General features: G+C 72.1%; 17 protein-coding genes. 10 read left to right on the forward strand and 7 right to left on the reverse strand.

The genetic code is table 11. From position 1 onward, the window contains the following. Positions 1-51: 51 nt before the first annotated feature. Complete coding sequence (locus ASC99_RS33945) at positions 52-540, reverse strand: cupin domain-containing protein (protein WP_057239405.1); 489 nt, start codon at positions 538-540, stop codon at positions 52-54. A 136-nt stretch (positions 541-676) separates the two neighbouring features. Here ASC99_RS33945 and ASC99_RS33950 point away from each other — a divergent pair, with 136 nt between their 5' ends. The 5 genes from ASC99_RS33950 to ASC99_RS33970 all read left to right on the forward strand — a co-directional run bounded on the left by ASC99_RS33950 (position 677) and on the right by ASC99_RS33970 (position 5,107). Continuing rightward, on the forward strand, positions 677-1,078 hold the full coding sequence (locus ASC99_RS33950; protein ID WP_057239406.1) for a PPOX class F420-dependent oxidoreductase: 402 nt from the start codon (positions 677-679) through the stop codon (positions 1,076-1,078). 57 nt (positions 1,079-1,135) lie between these two features. Continuing rightward, positions 1,136-1,921, forward strand: coding sequence for an EI24 domain-containing protein (locus ASC99_RS33955; protein WP_057239408.1), 786 nt, complete (start codon positions 1,136-1,138; stop codon positions 1,919-1,921). Positions 1,922-1,983: 62 nt separating this feature from the next. Then, complete coding sequence (locus ASC99_RS33960) at positions 1,984-3,255, forward strand: cytochrome P450 (RefSeq protein ID WP_057239410.1); 1,272 nt, start codon at positions 1,984-1,986, stop codon at positions 3,253-3,255. 23 nt (positions 3,256-3,278) lie between these two features. Next, the gene (locus ASC99_RS33965; protein WP_057239412.1) at positions 3,279-3,746 is read left to right on the forward strand and encodes a GNAT family N-acetyltransferase; all 468 of its coding nucleotides are present in this window, start codon (positions 3,279-3,281) and stop codon (positions 3,744-3,746) included. Positions 3,747-3,841: 95 nt separating this feature from the next. Beyond that, the gene (locus ASC99_RS33970; RefSeq protein WP_057239413.1) at positions 3,842-5,107 is read left to right on the forward strand and encodes an ATP-binding protein; all 1,266 of its coding nucleotides are present in this window, start codon (positions 3,842-3,844) and stop codon (positions 5,105-5,107) included. On the opposite strand, the gene ASC99_RS33975 is transcribed toward ASC99_RS33970, so the two are convergent. Beyond that, complete coding sequence (locus ASC99_RS33975) at positions 5,085-5,363, reverse strand: hypothetical protein (RefSeq protein WP_057239415.1); 279 nt, start codon at positions 5,361-5,363, stop codon at positions 5,085-5,087. The genes ASC99_RS33970 and ASC99_RS33975 overlap by 23 nt on opposite strands. Positions 5,364-5,501: 138 nt before the next feature. Here ASC99_RS33975 and ASC99_RS33980 point away from each other — a divergent pair, with 138 nt between their 5' ends. Further along, positions 5,502-5,804, forward strand: coding sequence for an antibiotic biosynthesis monooxygenase (locus tag ASC99_RS33980; protein ID WP_157531930.1), 303 nt, complete (start codon positions 5,502-5,504; stop codon positions 5,802-5,804). A gap of 11 nt (positions 5,805-5,815) precedes the next feature. On the opposite strand, the gene ASC99_RS33985 is transcribed toward ASC99_RS33980, so the two are convergent. After that, positions 5,816-6,286 (reverse strand): Lrp/AsnC family transcriptional regulator, encoded by a 471-nt coding sequence (locus tag ASC99_RS33985; RefSeq protein WP_057239419.1) that lies wholly within the window; start codon positions 6,284-6,286, stop codon positions 5,816-5,818. Positions 6,287-6,405: 119 nt separating this feature from the next. Here ASC99_RS33985 and ASC99_RS33990 point away from each other — a divergent pair, with 119 nt between their 5' ends. Continuing rightward, a complete protein-coding gene (locus ASC99_RS33990; protein WP_057239421.1) occupies positions 6,406-7,029 on the forward strand; it encodes a LysE family translocator in 624 nt (207 codons plus the stop codon). 11 nt (positions 7,030-7,040) lie between these two features. On the opposite strand, the gene ASC99_RS33995 is transcribed toward ASC99_RS33990, so the two are convergent. Continuing rightward, the gene (locus ASC99_RS33995; protein ID WP_057239423.1) at positions 7,041-7,655 is read right to left on the reverse strand and encodes an HdeD family acid-resistance protein; all 615 of its coding nucleotides are present in this window, start codon (positions 7,653-7,655) and stop codon (positions 7,041-7,043) included. 190 nt (positions 7,656-7,845) lie between these two features. Between ASC99_RS33995 and ASC99_RS34000 the strand changes: the two genes are divergently transcribed. Together ASC99_RS34000 and ASC99_RS34005 are read left to right on the forward strand one after the other, a co-directional pair. Beyond that, positions 7,846-9,582, forward strand: coding sequence for an NAD(P)-binding protein (locus ASC99_RS34000; RefSeq protein WP_162257956.1), 1,737 nt, complete (start codon positions 7,846-7,848; stop codon positions 9,580-9,582). Positions 9,583-9,663: 81 nt separating this feature from the next. Further along, complete coding sequence (locus ASC99_RS34005; RefSeq protein WP_057239426.1) at positions 9,664-11,046, forward strand: amidase; 1,383 nt, start codon at positions 9,664-9,666, stop codon at positions 11,044-11,046. 43 nt (positions 11,047-11,089) lie between these two features. On the opposite strand, the gene ASC99_RS34010 is transcribed toward ASC99_RS34005, so the two are convergent. The 3 genes from ASC99_RS34010 to ASC99_RS34020 all read right to left on the reverse strand — a co-directional run bounded on the left by ASC99_RS34010 (position 11,090) and on the right by ASC99_RS34020 (position 13,461). Continuing rightward, positions 11,090-11,866: an enoyl-CoA hydratase gene (locus ASC99_RS34010; protein ID WP_057239427.1), complete on the reverse strand. Its 777-nt coding sequence runs from the start codon at positions 11,864-11,866 to the stop codon at positions 11,090-11,092. A gap of 94 nt (positions 11,867-11,960) precedes the next feature. Next, on the reverse strand, positions 11,961-12,800 hold the full coding sequence (locus ASC99_RS34015; RefSeq protein ID WP_057239428.1) for a hypothetical protein: 840 nt from the start codon (positions 12,798-12,800) through the stop codon (positions 11,961-11,963). Positions 12,801-12,891: 91 nt separating this feature from the next. Continuing rightward, complete coding sequence (locus ASC99_RS34020; protein WP_057239429.1) at positions 12,892-13,461, reverse strand: TetR/AcrR family transcriptional regulator; 570 nt, start codon at positions 13,459-13,461, stop codon at positions 12,892-12,894. A 71-nt stretch (positions 13,462-13,532) separates the two neighbouring features. On the opposite strand from ASC99_RS34020, the gene ASC99_RS34025 reads away from it, so the two are divergent. After that, positions 13,533-14,024 carry an FBP domain-containing protein gene (locus ASC99_RS34025; protein ID WP_057239439.1) on the forward strand — a complete coding sequence of 164 codons (492 nt, stop codon included), beginning with the start codon at positions 13,533-13,535 and terminating at the stop codon, positions 14,022-14,024. The last annotated feature ends 1 nt before the right edge of the window (position 14,025 follow it).

Below are 14,025 nucleotides of genomic sequence, written 5' to 3' on the forward strand. Positions count from 1 at the left end.
ACCGAGGCGCCCCCGGACCGATCGGTCCGGGGGCGCCTCGGTGTCCGGAGGTCAGCGGCCCGCGCGCTCGGCCCAGACCGGGCTCTCGAAGTAGTGGTTGTCGAAGTGCTGCCCGGACTCCCGGATCTCCTGCACGCTCGCCTCGCCCTTGTTCACCCGGTCGAGCAGGCGGTAGTAGTCGAAGCGGTCCATCCCGGGGGTGAAGACCACCAGCACGTCGGCGGTCGAGTCGGCGGCCGGGGCGAACGCGTGCGGGGTGCCGGGCGGCACCGCGAGGAAGTCGCCGCGGCTGAGGGTCTCGATCCGGTCGCCGATCAGGACGTCCAACTGCCCCTCCAGGCCGAAGAAGAACTCGGTGGCCCGGGTGTGGAAGTGCGGGGGAGCGCCGATCGCGCCCTTCTCGAACGTCGCCCGGTTGCTGGTGACCTTGCCGCCGGTCTGCGCGGAGTCGGCCAACAGGGTGATCAGGCTGCCCGGTGCGTCCGCCAGAACCTCGGCATCGGCGGCACGGACCAGGACGACATCGTGAGCGTTGGACATGGTGCGTTCCCCTCGAACTGCTGTGCTTGTCTTGACATCTCCTAACCTACCGAGCCGACGGCCCATCAGTTCGGTGCATTTGATCATCACTTCCTTGGGCCAATTACGCACCGACCGGAGCCCGTACACTTCCGCCATGGACGCCTCCCCCGAGCAGCTCGAACGTCTCCGCAGCCTGGCCGCCGGGAGCTACCTGCTGCTGACCACGTACAAGAAGGACGGCACCCCCGTCCCCACCCCGGTCTGGGTGGTGCGCGACGGCAACGCCCTCGGCGTCTGGACGGTCACCGACTCCTGGAAGGTCAAGCGCATCCGCAACCGCGCGGACGTCCTGGTCGGCCCCTGCGACGTGCGCGGCAAGTCCACCGGCGACTCCGCCCCCGCCACCGCCGAACTCCTCACCCCCGAACAGACCGCCGCCTACCGGACGTTGCTGCGCCGCAAGTACGGCCTGCTCGGCGTGGTCACCCTGCTCGGCAGCAAGCTCCGCCGAGGCGACCGCGGCACCATCGGCATCCGCATCACCCTGAAGGACTGAGGCAGCCCGGCCGGTCCTGGTCAACGAGCAGCCGACCCCGGATCGTAGGCTTCCCGCATGCGAGATTTTGTGGCGGGGATCGGCTACCTGGTCAAGGGTCAGAAGTGGGTGGCGCGGCACGGGCGTTGGTGGGGCTTCGGGATGATCCCGGCGCTGATCGCCCTGGTCGGGTACGTGGCGGCGCTGGCCGCCCTGGTGGTCTGGTCGGGGGACGTGGCCGACTGGGCCACCCCGTTCGCCGACGACTGGGGTTCACCCTGGCAGGGCCTGGTCCGGGGCGCGGTGCTGGTGGCCCTGGTCGGTGCGGGGGTGGGGCTCTCGGCGGTGACCTTCACGGCGGTGACGCTGCTGATCGGGCAGCCGTTCTACGAGTCGCTCTGCGAGCAGGTGGACGAGACCGAGGGCGGCGCCCCGGCGAAGCCGGAGCTCGCGCTCTGGCAGGAGCTGGTGATCTCGGCCCGGGACAGCTTGTACGTGCTGGTCCGGGTGCTGGCGTTCGGGATCGTGCTCTTCCTCTGCGGGTTCATTCCGGTGGTCGGCCAGACCGTGGTGCCGGTGGTCGCGCTCGCCGTCTCCGGCTACTTCATGGCGGCCGAGCTGACCGCCGTCGGTCTCCAGCGGCGCGGTGTCCCGCAGCGGGAGCGGCTGCGGATGCTGCGCGGGCGGCTCGGGCTGGCGCTCGGGTTCGGGATGCCGCTGATGCTGCTGATGCTGGTGCCGTTCGTCACTGTGCTGGCGATGCCCGGTGCGGTCGCTGGCGCCACCCTGCTGGCACGCGACCTGGCGCCGGTGGAGCAGCAGCCGGAGGAGGACGAAGAAGAAGCGGAATTGCCGCACCAGTAAGTAAATATGAGATACCGGTGGGAATTTGACATTCCGTCCGAACCTGCACGATAACTGCCGACATGAGTGCAACGGCGGATATCGGTTCGCGGCGGACGGACCTGGGAATTCCCACCGGCATCGACCTGGCGGACCCGGAGTTCTGGCGGCTCCCGCTGCCGGAGAGAGCCGCCGCCTTCGCCCGACTGCGTACCCTCGGCGGCCCGGTGTACTTCACCGACCTGCGCACCGGCAAGGGCTTCCACGCGCTGGTCCGGCACGCCGACGTGGTCGCCGCCAGCCGGACGCCCGAGGTGTTCATCAGCGGCCCCGGCGTCACCACGCCCGAACCGGCGCGCTGGGTACGGACCCTGTTCGGCGACTCGATGGTCAACCTGGACGACCCCCGGCACGCAGACCTGCGCCGGATCGTCTCCCGGGCCTTCACCCCGCGTCTGATCGCCAAGGTCGAGGACGACATCCGGGCGGTGGCCCGGGAGTTGGTGGACGAGGTGATCGCCCGCCGCCCCACCGACTTCGTCGGCGCGGTCGCCGCCGAACTGCCCTATCGGGTGATCTGCAACATGATGGGCATCCCGGAGCCGCAGCGGAACCGGATCCTGGCCCAGATCAACCACGCCTCGGAGAACACCGGCGTGGCCCGCAGCCGTATCCGTATCCCCGGCAAGGGACTTCGGGCGCTGGCCCGGATGCAGGGCTCGATCGCCGCCCTCGGCCGGGAGCGCCGTCGCCGCCCGACCGACGACCTGATCTCCGCGTTGGTCACCGCCGACGTGGACGGCCGCCGACTCAACTCCCGTGAGCTGGGCGCCTTCTTCTCCCTGCTGCTGGTCGCCGGGGTGGAGACCACCCGCAACGCGCTCGCCCACGGCCTGCACCTGCTCACCGAACACCCGGACCAGCGGGAGCTGTTGCTCACCGACCTGGACACCCACCTCGGCGGCGCGGTCGAGGAGATGGTCCGGCACTCCACCCCGATCATCCAGTTCCGCCGCACCGTCGCCGCCGACCACGAGCTGAACGGCACCCACCTCGCCAAGGGCGAGAAGGTGGTCCTGTTCTTCGGCTCCGCCAACCGGGACGAGGCGGTCTTCACCGACCCGGACGCCTTCGACATCACCCGCACGCCCAACCCGCACCTCGGCTTCGGCGGCGGCGGCCCGCACTTCTGCCTCGGTGCCTACCTGGCCCGCCAGGAGATGAAGGTGCTGTTCCGGGAGCTCCTCACCCGCCTCCCCGACATCCACTCGATCGGCGAGCCCGAGCTGATCCACTCCAACTTCGACAACCGGGTCAAGGCCCTGCGCTTCGGATACCGGGTTCCGTCCAGCTGATCAGTTCGATTACGGTGCCCGGCATGACGACTTCACCCCGCCTCGTACCGGTCACCGCCGACAACCTGGACGCCGTACTCGGTGTGCAGGTGCACCCCGAGCAGGAGGTCGCGGTCAGCCCGGTGGTCAAGTCGCTCGCCGAGGCGTACGTGCACCCGGGGGTGGCCTGGCCGCGCGCGATCGTCGACGGCGAGCGGGTGGTCGGTTTCGTGATGGCCTTCCTCGACATCGACTGGCTCGGGGACGGCCGGGGGACCGACATCCGCTCCGGCCTGTGGCGGCTCAACATCGCCGCCGGCGAACAGGGCCACGGCTACGGGAAGTTCGCGGTGCACGCGGTGGCCGAGGAGATCCGCCGCCGCGGCGGCACCCGACTGACCGTCACCTGGCACCCGGGCGAGCACGGCCCGGAGGGCTTCTACCTCGGCCTCGGCTTCCGGCCCACCGGTGAGCAGAGCGGCGGCCAGACGGTCGCCGAGCTGGAGCTGTAGCGGAGCGACAAGCGGCGGCGCGTACGGTTTCGCGGCGCCGCTTGTCCGTTCCGGCGGGGACCGGCTGCCGGGGAGTGGCCCTAGCGTTCCGGGGCATGAACGAGTGGCTGATTCACGACTACCGCGAGGACGACCTGGCCGCGGTGGTGCACCTGATCGACACCACGGCCGAGCTGGGCCAGGAGTCGGTGTACTCGCTGGCCGAGTGCATCACGGCGCTGACCTCCCGTCAGCCCGCCGTGGTGGCGGTCAGCCGGGGCGTGCCGATCGGGGCGGCGCTGGCGCACCTGGCGGGGGACCGGGCCTGGGTGATGCGGATCGCGATCGCCCCCGCCTGGCGCGGCCGGGGGCTGGCCAGCGGGCTGCTGCGGGAGCTGGAGCGGCGGCTGCTCGAGCGGCGGGTGCGCCGGATCGCGTACGTGCTGCCGGAGGAGGAGCTGCTCGGCGAGGGCCTGCGCAACGCCGGGTACACCAGGCGGCCGGCCGTCGCGTACTTCGAGAAGGCCGAGCCGACCGGGCCCGGCGGCAACGCGCTGGAGGAGCTGGGTGGCCGGCTGCTGCCCGGTGACCTGTGGGGCAAGGTGGCCGGGATGGCGGCCGAGAAGGACCTGATCGAGCGTCGGGTGGTGCAGCCGCTGGCCGAGCCGGAGCGGGCGGCCCGGCACGGGGTGCGGCCGCCCCGGGCGATCGCGCTGTTCGGGCCGCCCGGCACCGGCAAGACCACCTTCGCCCGGGCGGTGGCCTCCCGGCTGGGCTGGCCGTTCGTCGAGCTGCTGCCGTCCCGGCTGGCCGACGAGGGCAATCTCGCGGCGGCGATGCGGACGGCCTTCGGGCGGATCGCCGAGCTGGAGCGGGTGCTGGTCTTCATCGACGAGGTGGAGGAGATCGCGCCGGTCCGGGGCGAGGGGGCGCAGTCGGGGCTGCACGGGGTGACCAACGAACTGCTCAAGCTGATCCCCGGCTTCCGGGAGGGCGAGGAGCGGCTGCTGGTCTGCGCGACCAACTCGATCCGCTCGCTCGACCCGGCCTTCCTGCGGCACGGCCGGTTCGACTACCTGATCCCGATCGGCACGCCCGACCCGGTGGCCCGCGAGGCGATCTGGGCCCGGTACGCCGAGGGCCGGGCCGGGGTCGAGCTGGACCTGCTGGTGCAGCAGAGCGAGCTGTTCACCCCGGCCGACATCGAGCACGCCGCCCGGAGCGCGGCCCAGGCCGCCTTCGAACGCGACCTGGCGGGCGACGGTCCGGCGGGTGCCACCACCGGGGACTACCTGACGGCGATCGACCAGTGCCGCCCGACCGTCACACCCGCGATGATCGAGGACTTCACCGCCGACATCACTTCGCACGCCCGGACGTGACGCCCGGGTGAGTGCCGACCGCGTCGCGGATCTGCTCGCCCAGGCCGCCGTCGCGGCGGGCGCAGTTGGCGCAGCAGAAGAACTTGCCGGAGACCTCGACGCCGTGGCCGACGATCCGGACCTCGCAGTACTCGCAGCGCGGCGCCAGCTTCTCCATCGCGCACTCGAAGCTGTCGAAGGCGTAGGTGTCGCCGGTGACCGTCTTGATCTCGAAGGACAGCCAGTAGTCGTTACCGCAGGTCGCGCAGACCGCCATGGGGAAGCTCCGTCTCTCAGCGGGGATTGCCCGGCCGGGCTCGGCCGTGCTGTCTCCAATCTCCGGGTGGCGGCCGGGCCCGGCAATCGGCGTGCGGCCGAACGGATACTGGAGGCAGTGGGCTCGGAGGTGGTCGAAATGATCGTCCGGATCTGGGAGGCGCAGGTGGCGCCCCGACGGGTGGACGAGTTCTGCGCCAAACTGTGCGACGAGGTGCTCCCCGCGCTGCGGGAGACCGACGGATTCGAGGGCGCCGAACTGCTCAGGTCGGCGACCGAGCAGGACCACCGGGTGCTGCTGCTGACCCGCTGGCGGGACGAGGCGGCGGTGCGGGCGTACGCCGGGCCGATGTGGCGGATCAGGCCGGTCTGGGCGGAGGGCGAGCTCGGCTACCTGGAGCACCCGCCGACCGTCTCGCACTTCCGGCCGACCCTGCTTTAGACCGACCGGTCTTAGCGGGACCGGACGATGCCCGTCGGCAGCCCCTGATCGGCCTTCACCTGCTTCATCGTCAGGTGCGAGTTCACCTGGGCGATCCCGGGCAGCCCGGAGAGCACGTCGGTGATGAACCGCTCGTACGCCGCGATGTCCGCCACCGCGATCCGCAGCAGGTAGTCCGGGTCGCCGAACAGGCGGTGCGCCTCGACCACCTCGGGCAGCTCGGCGACCTGGCGCTCGAAGGCGGCCACCGTCGCTTTGTCCTCGTGCCGCATCACGATGGTCACGAAGGGCTGGAAGCCCCGGTCCAGCGCCGCCCCGTCGAGCAGGGCGCGGTAGCCGCGGATCACCCCGTCCTGCTCCAGCTGCCGGACCCGGCGCAGGCACGGGGACGGAGTCAGGTCCACCCGGGCGGCGAGCTCGGCGTTGGTCAGGCGGCCGTCCTGCTGGAGCTCGTGCAGGATTCTGCGGTCAATTCGGTCCATAGCGCAATATTGTGCCATTCCGCCGCCCTGACGAGCACGAAGTGGCCATCGGCTGCCGGGGCGTTCCGCCTACCTTCGGAGATCGACGGCCCGATCCCACCGAGGAGCCCCACCGCACCATGGCACCGCACACCCTGCTGCTCTTCCTCGGCGTGGATCTGCTGCTCGTCCTCACCCCCGGGCCCGACTGGCTCTACGTCGCCGCGCGCGGCCTCGGCCAGGGCCGCCGGGCCGGCCTGCTCGCGGTGGCCGGGGTCTGCGCCGGGTACGCGGTGCACACCGTGCTCTCCTCCGCCGGTCTCGCCGCCGCGCTCCGGGCGGTGCCCGCCGTGCTGCCCGCGCTGCGCTGGGCCGGCGCGGCGTACCTGGCAGTGCTGGCCGTCACCATGCTGATCGGCCTGCGCCGGACGGGGGGTCGGCTGTCGCCCGCGCCCGCGCAGTCCACCGGCACCGTGCTGCGGCAGAGCATGCTGACCGCGCTGCTCAACCCGAAGGGGCTGCTGCTCTACCTGTCGCTGGTGCCGCAGTTCGTCGAGCCGGGCAGCGGGATGCCGGTCGGCGGGCAGGTGCTCGCGCTCGGCAGTCTGAACGTGCTCTGCTGCGCGGCCGTGTACGGTGCGGTCGCCGTGACGGCGGCCCGGTTCGGCGGCTCGCTGGCGGGTACGCCGACCGCCGCCCGGCGGCTGACGGCTGTCTCGGCGGTGCTGCTCCTGCTGGTGGCCGGGGCGACCGCAACGGCCTGACCGGCCCCGGCTCAGACCCCGATCGGGAGCTCCTTGGCCCGGTGGCGGACCTGCAGGGCGGTGGCGATCTCGATGACGCCGAGCACCAGCAGGCTGCAGCCGGCCAGGATGGTCAGCGCGGTGACCGAGTGGGCCGGCCAGACCATCAGCAGGACCCCGGCCACGGTGCTGACCGAACCGCCGAAGAACTGCCAGCCCCGGGCGGGCATCGCCGGGTCGGAGGCGGCCGCCGCGATCTGGGTGATGCCCCGGAACAGCCAGCCGATGCCGATCCAGATCGCCAGCAGCAGCACCGACTGCGCGGCACTGCGGAAGCAGAGCAGCCCCAGCAGCACGCAGATCGCGCCGCTGATGAAGGCCAGCACCCGCATCGCGGTCGAGGCGTGGGTGCCGAACGAGGCGACCAGCTGGACGATGCCGATGATCAGCAGGTAGAGGCCGAACAGCACGCCGACCACGAACAGGGTCTGCTTCGGCCAGACGAAGACGATCACGCCGAGGATCAGCGAGGCGATGCCCGCCCCGAGCAGCGCCTGCCAGGCGGCGTGCGCGAGCCGCTGGATCGGACCCTCCATCACCTGGCCCTCCAGCGGCGGTGGGACGTTGGGGTCGTGCGGGTTGGTCATGGCGTCTCCTGACGGGCAGTGGTGTTGATCATCCCCACTCTCCCGGTCCGGCAGCGGCCCCGCCGGGTGGGAGCGGCCGTTCGGGGGATACGAACTGATGGCCCATCAGTCGCCCTGCCGACACCCGGTGGACACCCCGCTCGATATGATCGAGGTCAAAGGACTGCGGAGCAGCATGGTCGGGGGGCCGGTGAGTCACTACGTCGTGTGCGGCGGCAACGCGCTCGCCCATCGGTTGATCCGGGAGCTGATCGAGCAGTACGAGGTCCCGGTGGTCGCCCTGGTGCCGGATCTGACCCAGGGTCACGGGCCGCAGATCAGCCAGATACCCGGCCTGTCCGCCGTACACGAGTACGCGACCGTCTCGGCCGAGGCGCTGCGGGCCTGCGGGGTGGAGACGGCGGGCGGCATCGCGCTGGTGGACGGCACCGACGAGGGGAACATCCACGCCGCGCTGGCCGCCGCGAACCGCAACCCCGGGATCCGGATCGTGCTGCGGATGTTCAACCACCGCCTCGGCGAGCACCTGGAGCGGCTGCTGCCGAACTGCGCGGCGCTCTCCGGCTCGGCCACCGCCGCGCCCGCCTTCGCCAACGGCGCGCTGGACCGGCCCAACTCGGTCCGGGTGGGCAGCCGGTACCTCTACGTGGCGTACGACGGCGAGATCCAGGACAACCAGCTCTGCGTGGTCGCTGACCGGATCGACCCACAGGACCTGGGGCGGATGCGGCTGCTGCCGCAGACCGCGGGGCGGGCGGCCGAGTTCATCGCGCTGGCCCGCCGGTTCGGCGACGAGGGGGAGATCGGGCCGAGGTCGCTGGAGGAGCACGAGCAGCGCGGCGGGATCGCCGCCCTCCAGGCGCTCACCGAGGAGCCGCCGCTGCGGATCCCCTGGTGGAGCAGGCTGCGCTGGTGGCTGGTGGACACCCTGCGGTTCTTCACCAGCGCCCGGTTACGGCTGCTGCTCACCATCGCGATGGTGGCGGTGCTGCTCAGCGGCGCGGTGATCTGGTACTCCACCGGGCACCTGGGCTGGGCGCTCTACTACACCCTGCTGGACATGGCGGGCGCGGCCAGCCCGGACCAGCCCGGGCAGACCATGCCCGGCGGCGGCTGGCAGCGGATCGCCCAGGTGGTGATCACCTTCTGCGGCATCACCTTCGTGCCGGTGGCCACCGCGATCGCGGTGGAGGCGCTGGCCAGCGGACGCCGCGGCCTGCCCCGGGCACCCGGCGCGGGCACCAGGGACCACGTGGTGGTGGTCGGGCTGAACCACCTCGGCACCCGGGTGGCTGGCATGGTGCGGGAGTCCGGGGTGCCGGTGGTCTGCATCGAGCGTGACCCGCAGGCCAGGGGCGTGGCGGCGATGCGGGCACTGGGCGTACCGGTGCTGGTCGGTGACGGCCCGTTGGCCGGGCAGCTGGTCCGGGCCAGGGCCCAGCACGCCCGCGCGGTGGTCTCGGTGACCAGGGACGACGCGGCCAACCTGGAGGTGGCGCTGGAGGCCAGGGCGCTGCAGCCCGAGGTCCGGATGATCCTGCGGCTGTTCGACGACGACTTCGCGCACCAGGTGTACGCGACGCTCGGCAACGTCGTCTCGCGCTCGATGTCGTACCTCTCCGCGCCCGGCTTCGCCTCCGCCCTGATGGGCCGTGAGGTGCTCGGGACGCTCTCGGTGTACCGCCGGGTGCTGCTGGTCGCCGAGCTGACGGCGGAGCCGGGCTCCGGCCTGGTCGGCCGCAGCGTGCACGACCTGGAGGAGCCCGGTGGCGTCCGGGTGGTGGCCGTCCGGCTGGCCCGGCTGCCCGACGAGTACCAGTGGAACTACCCCGACCGGGCCCGGCCGCTGAGCGAGGGCGACCACATCCTGGTGGCCGCCACCCGCAGCGGCCTGGCCCGGCTGAACACCGACCAGGCGGCGGGCTGACGCGGGCTGACGCGAATGGCCGGGCAGGCCCTATGCTGCTGAGCTCGCGAGACTACTGGCCGGTAGGACAGGGGAGTTCGGATGACGGGCGAGCGGGTGCACGCGTTCGGGGACGACGCGTTGGGCGAGCACGACGCGGTGGCGCTGGCGGCCGCGGTGCGGGCCGGTGAGGTCAGTGCCCGGGAGCTGGCGAGCGCCGCCGTCGAGCGGGCCCGCCTGGTGGACGGGCGGCTGGCACCGGTGGCGTTCGAGGCGTACGGCAGCCCCCGGGCGGGGCGGGACGGTGCAGATGCCGCGCTGGCCGGGGTGCCCACCTTCCTGAAGGACAACGTCGACCTGCGCGGTATGCCGACCGGGCAGGGCAGCGCGGCCTTGACGGCGGGCTTCGCGGACCAGCTGCTCGGCACCGGGCTGACCGTGCTGGGCAAGACCCGGCTACCCGAGTTCGGCCTGAACGCCTCCACCGAGTACGCCGCCGCCGAGCCGGTGCGCAACCCCTGGCGGCCCTCGCACTCGCCGGGCGCCTCCTCCGGCGGCGCCGCCGCGCTGGTGGCCGCCGGGGTGGTGCCGATCGCGCACGCCAACGACGGCGGCGGCTCGATCCGGATCCCGGCAGCCTGCTGCGGACTGGTCGGCCTGAAGCCGACCCGGGGCCGGCTGGTGGCCAACGAGCAGAGCCGCCGACTGCCGATCGACCTGATCACGGACGGCGTGCTGACCCGGACGGTCCGGGACACCGCCGCCTTCTTCGCGGCGGCCGAACAGCAGTACCGCAACCCGGCGTTGCCACCGCTGGGCCTGGTGGCAGGCCCGGGCGGCCGGCCGCTGCGGATCGGACTGGTGCTGGACTCGCCGCTCGCGGTCACCGACGAGCAGACCCGGCGCGCGGTGGAGCAGACGGCGGCCCGGCTGGAGGGTCTCGGGCACCGGGTCGAGCCGACCGCGCTGCCGTTCGGCGAGCAGTTCGCCCATGACTTCACCCTGTACTGGGGCTACCTCGCGTTCCTGATCGCCGCCACCGGCAAACTGGTGCTCGACCGGGGGTTCCAGGCCCGCAAGTTGGACGGCCTCACGCTGGGGCTGCGCCGCAGCTACCGGCGCGAGTTCCTGCGGACCCCGGGCGTGCTGCGGCGGCTGCGGCAGGCGGAGCGGACGTACGCCGGAATGTTCGAGGCGTACGACGTGATCCTCAGCCCGGTGCTCGGCCATGTCGCGCCGGCGATCGGCCACTTGAGCCCGAACGTGCCGTTCGAGGAGCTGATCGAACGGCTGCGCCGGTACGTCGCCTTCACCCCGGTGAACAACGTGACCGGTGCGCCCGCCATCTCGCTGCCGACCGGCGAGACCGACGACGGCCGGCCGATCGGGGTGCACCTGCTGGCCCCGCACGGCGGGGAGCAAGTACTGCTGGAGCTGGCCTTCGAGCTGGAGCAGGACCGGCCCTGGCGCCGGATCCAGGACTGAGTGGCCGGGCCCGGCTGACGTGACATCAGCCGGGCCGGACAGGCTAGCGGTTCTCGAAGGACGGCTTGCGCTTCTCGGCGAAGGCGGCCATGCCCTCCTTCTGGTCGGCGGTGGCGAAGACGGCGTGGAACAGGCGGCGTTCGAACCGGACGCCCTCGGCGAGGGTGGTCTCGAAGGCCCGGTTGACGCTCTCCTTCATCATCACGGCCGCCGGGGCGGACATCGCCGCCACCGTCTCGGCGGTGGCCATCGCCTCGGTGAGGAGGTCGGCGGCGGGGACGATGCGGGAGACCAGGCCGGCCCGCTCGGCCTCCTCGGCGCCCATCATCCGCCCGGTCAGACAGAGGTCCATCGCCTTGGCCTTGCCGACCGCCCGGGTCAGCCGCTGCGAGCCGCCGATGCCGGGGATCACCCCGAGCTTGATCTCCGGCTGGCCGAACTTCGCGGTGTCGGCGGCGATCAGGATGTCGCAGAGCATCGCCAACTCGCAGCCGCCGCCCAGCGCGAAGCCCGCGACCGCGGCGACCACCGGCTTGCGCAGCCGGCCCAGCTCGTCCCAGGGCCCGAGCCAGTCGTCCAGGTAGACCTGGGGAAAGGCGTTGCCCTGCATCTCCTTGATGTCGGCCCCGGCCGCGAACGCCTTCTCCGAGCCGGTGATCACCAGCGCACCGATCGAAGGATCGCGGTCGAAGGCGGTCGCCGCCGCCACCACCTCGCGCATCAGCTGGTTGTTCAGCGCGTTCAGCGCCTCCGGCCGGTTGAGCGTGATCAGCCCGACCCGGCCCTTCTGCTCCACCAGGATCGTCTGGTACTCGGTCATCGCCGTTGACTCCCTCGGTACTTGAGTTCCGTGACGAGGGACACCATCTCCGACCGACCCACCCGGGCGCCAGTCTCGCGATCCGAGACGATGATCACGTGTCGGCGCGCAGCAGGGTGGCCAGCGGGCGGGCCTGGACCTGGGGAGCGGGTCGGGAGACGTACAGCTCGGCGTGGAACCAGCCCTCGCTCTCCAGCCCCGCCGGGTCGAGGCCCGCGTCGAGCACTGCGCTCAGGACGCCGGCTCGCTCCTCGATGCCGGTGAAGCGGCGCTGCCGGAAGGTCCGGGCGAGCCGCTCGGTGACCAGTCCGTACTCGGCCAGCACCTCGGCGATCGGTCCGTACGGGACGGCGCGCAGTACGAAGGCGGCCACCCAGGGCGGGGTGTCGACGCAGGCCAGCAGGCGGTCGAAGCTCTGGGCCGAGACGTAGCCGACGCCGCCGGTGACGGTGACCAGTCCGGCGTCGGCGACGGTGGCCCGCAGGGCGGGGGAGGGGGCGGTGCGCTCCAGGTTCTCGGCGAACCCGGCGGCCAGCAGCCCGGCCCTGCGGGCGTACTCGACCGGTCCGCTCGCCACGTCCACGCCGACCACCGGGACCGCCTCCGGGCGGCGCCGGGCGGCGTAGAACTGCCGGTCGCGGAGCGAGAGTTCGGGGGTGGAGAGGTCGTCCAGGGCCCGATCGGTGTACCGGTGGTACAGCTCCGCCAGGGTCAACTGGTGGTTGAGCAGAGCCGCGTTGATCCCGTACGAGCAGCACAGGTCCACCACCGTGCGCGGCTCCCGGGCGGCGGTGAGCAGCCGGAACACCCGCTGGGCGTGGTGCGGCGTGACGTACTCGTACGGGCCCAGGGCGCGGAAGTACCCGCGCGGGTCGGGCTGCTCGTAGGCCTCGGCGAAGCTGGCCTTGCCCGGGACGGAGTGGCCGCTGGTCATGGGTGCGCACTCCTCCGTGCGAAGTCGGTGCCGACACCTTCCAGTCAAGCGCTCCGGGGCGCACCGGGCAACGGCTGGTCAGGCGGGTCGGTCAGGTGGTCGGCCAGTTGCGGAGCAGGGCGTCCAGGGCGTCCAGGATGCGGGTCCAGCTGGTCTGCGAGTCGCGGGCGGTGTGGCCGAAGGCACCGGCCTGCTCCAGGGTGACGTAGCCGTGGAAGGTGCTGCCCAGCAGGCGGATCGCGTCGGTCTGGTCCGGCTCGGCCAGGTCGTAGCCGCGCAGGATGGCCCGGGTCATCGCGGAGTGCTTGCCGGCCGCGCTGGCCAGCGCGGTCTCGGCGTCGAGTTCGAGCTGGGCGGCGGCGTACCGGCCGGGGTGCTCCCGGGCGTAGTCGCGGTAGGCGTCCGCGAATGCGGCGAGCGCGTCCTTGCCGGACCGGCCGGCCAGTGCGGCGGCGACCCGGTCGGCGAGTTCGGCCAGGGCGAGCAGGGCGATCCGGGTCTTCAGGTCCTGGGAGTTCCGGACGTGCGAGTACAGGCTGGCGTCCTTGACCCCGAACCGGCGGGCGAGCGCCGAGACGGTCACCTTGTCGAAGCCGACCTCGTCCGCGAGCTCGGCTCCGGCCAGGGTCAGCCGTTCCTTGGTCAGCCCGACTCTTGCCATGGCCATCACTCCGTTTCACTTGGTTGATTAATTATTTGCCTAATACTCCTAGGTATCTTAGCGTCTCTCCCATGAAGCCGTTGACTGAGCAAGAGATCCGGGCCGCGTTCGTGAACTGCACCAAGGGCGAGGCCAAGCGCCTGAACGTGCCGCGCGGGCTGCCCGAGCTGCCCTGGGAGGACCTCGACTTCCTGGGCTGGCGTGACCCTCAGGCGCCCGAACGGGCCTATGCGGTAGCCGAGTTGGACGGCCGGCTGACCGGAGTCGCACTGCGCCTGTCGACCGGCGGGGTCGGGCAGGCCCGCCGGAGCATGTGCTCGCTGTGCCTGACCACGCACAGCGGTGGCGTCTCGCTGATGGTGGCCCCGCTGGCCGGCAAGGCCGGGCAGCAGGGCAACTCGGTGGGCGCCTACATGTGCACCGACCTGGCCTGCTCGCTGTACGTCCGCGGCAAGCGGGACGCCGGGGCCGGCGCCCGGCTGCACGAGTCGCTCACGCTGGAGGAGAAGTCCGAACGGACCCTGGCGAACCTCGCGGCGTTCGTCGCGAAGGTGACGGCCTGAC

Origin of the sequence: Kitasatospora sp. Root107 (genome assembly GCF_001424875.1) — a bacterium.
In the GTDB taxonomy this organism is placed as follows: Bacteria; Actinomycetota; Actinomycetes; order Streptomycetales; family Streptomycetaceae; genus Kitasatospora.

Bases quoted from the DNA above. Each gene is read 5' to 3' on its own strand.
- ASC99_RS33945 (WP_057239405.1), bottom strand. From the start codon at position 540: ATGTCCAACGCTCACGATGTCGTCCTGGTCCGTGCCGCCGATGCCGAG.
- ASC99_RS34005 (WP_057239426.1), top strand. From the start codon at position 9,664: ATGACGGGCGAGCGGGTGCACGCGTTCGGGGACGACGCGTTGGGCGAG.
- ASC99_RS33970 (WP_057239413.1), top strand. From the start codon at position 3,842: ATGAACGAGTGGCTGATTCACGACTACCGCGAGGACGACCTGGCCGCG.
- ASC99_RS34025 (WP_057239439.1), top strand. From the start codon at position 13,533: ATGAAGCCGTTGACTGAGCAAGAGATCCGGGCCGCGTTCGTGAACTGC.
- ASC99_RS33965 (WP_057239412.1), top strand. From the start codon at position 3,279: ATGACGACTTCACCCCGCCTCGTACCGGTCACCGCCGACAACCTGGAC.
- ASC99_RS33955 (WP_057239408.1), top strand. From the start codon at position 1,136: ATGCGAGATTTTGTGGCGGGGATCGGCTACCTGGTCAAGGGTCAGAAG.
- ASC99_RS33950 (WP_057239406.1), top strand. From the start codon at position 677: ATGGACGCCTCCCCCGAGCAGCTCGAACGTCTCCGCAGCCTGGCCGCC.
- ASC99_RS34020 (WP_057239429.1), bottom strand. From the start codon at position 13,461: ATGGCAAGAGTCGGGCTGACCAAGGAACGGCTGACCCTGGCCGGAGCC.
- ASC99_RS33995 (WP_057239423.1), bottom strand. From the start codon at position 7,655: ATGACCAACCCGCACGACCCCAACGTCCCACCGCCGCTGGAGGGCCAG.
- ASC99_RS33990 (WP_057239421.1), top strand. From the start codon at position 6,406: ATGGCACCGCACACCCTGCTGCTCTTCCTCGGCGTGGATCTGCTGCTC.
- ASC99_RS33960 (WP_057239410.1), top strand. From the start codon at position 1,984: ATGAGTGCAACGGCGGATATCGGTTCGCGGCGGACGGACCTGGGAATT.
- ASC99_RS33975 (WP_057239415.1), bottom strand. From the start codon at position 5,363: ATGGCGGTCTGCGCGACCTGCGGTAACGACTACTGGCTGTCCTTCGAG.
- ASC99_RS33985 (WP_057239419.1), bottom strand. From the start codon at position 6,286: ATGGACCGAATTGACCGCAGAATCCTGCACGAGCTCCAGCAGGACGGC.
- ASC99_RS33980 (WP_157531930.1), top strand. From the start codon at position 5,502: ATGATCGTCCGGATCTGGGAGGCGCAGGTGGCGCCCCGACGGGTGGAC.
- ASC99_RS34010 (WP_057239427.1), bottom strand. From the start codon at position 11,866: ATGACCGAGTACCAGACGATCCTGGTGGAGCAGAAGGGCCGGGTCGGG.
- ASC99_RS34015 (WP_057239428.1), bottom strand. From the start codon at position 12,800: ATGACCAGCGGCCACTCCGTCCCGGGCAAGGCCAGCTTCGCCGAGGCC.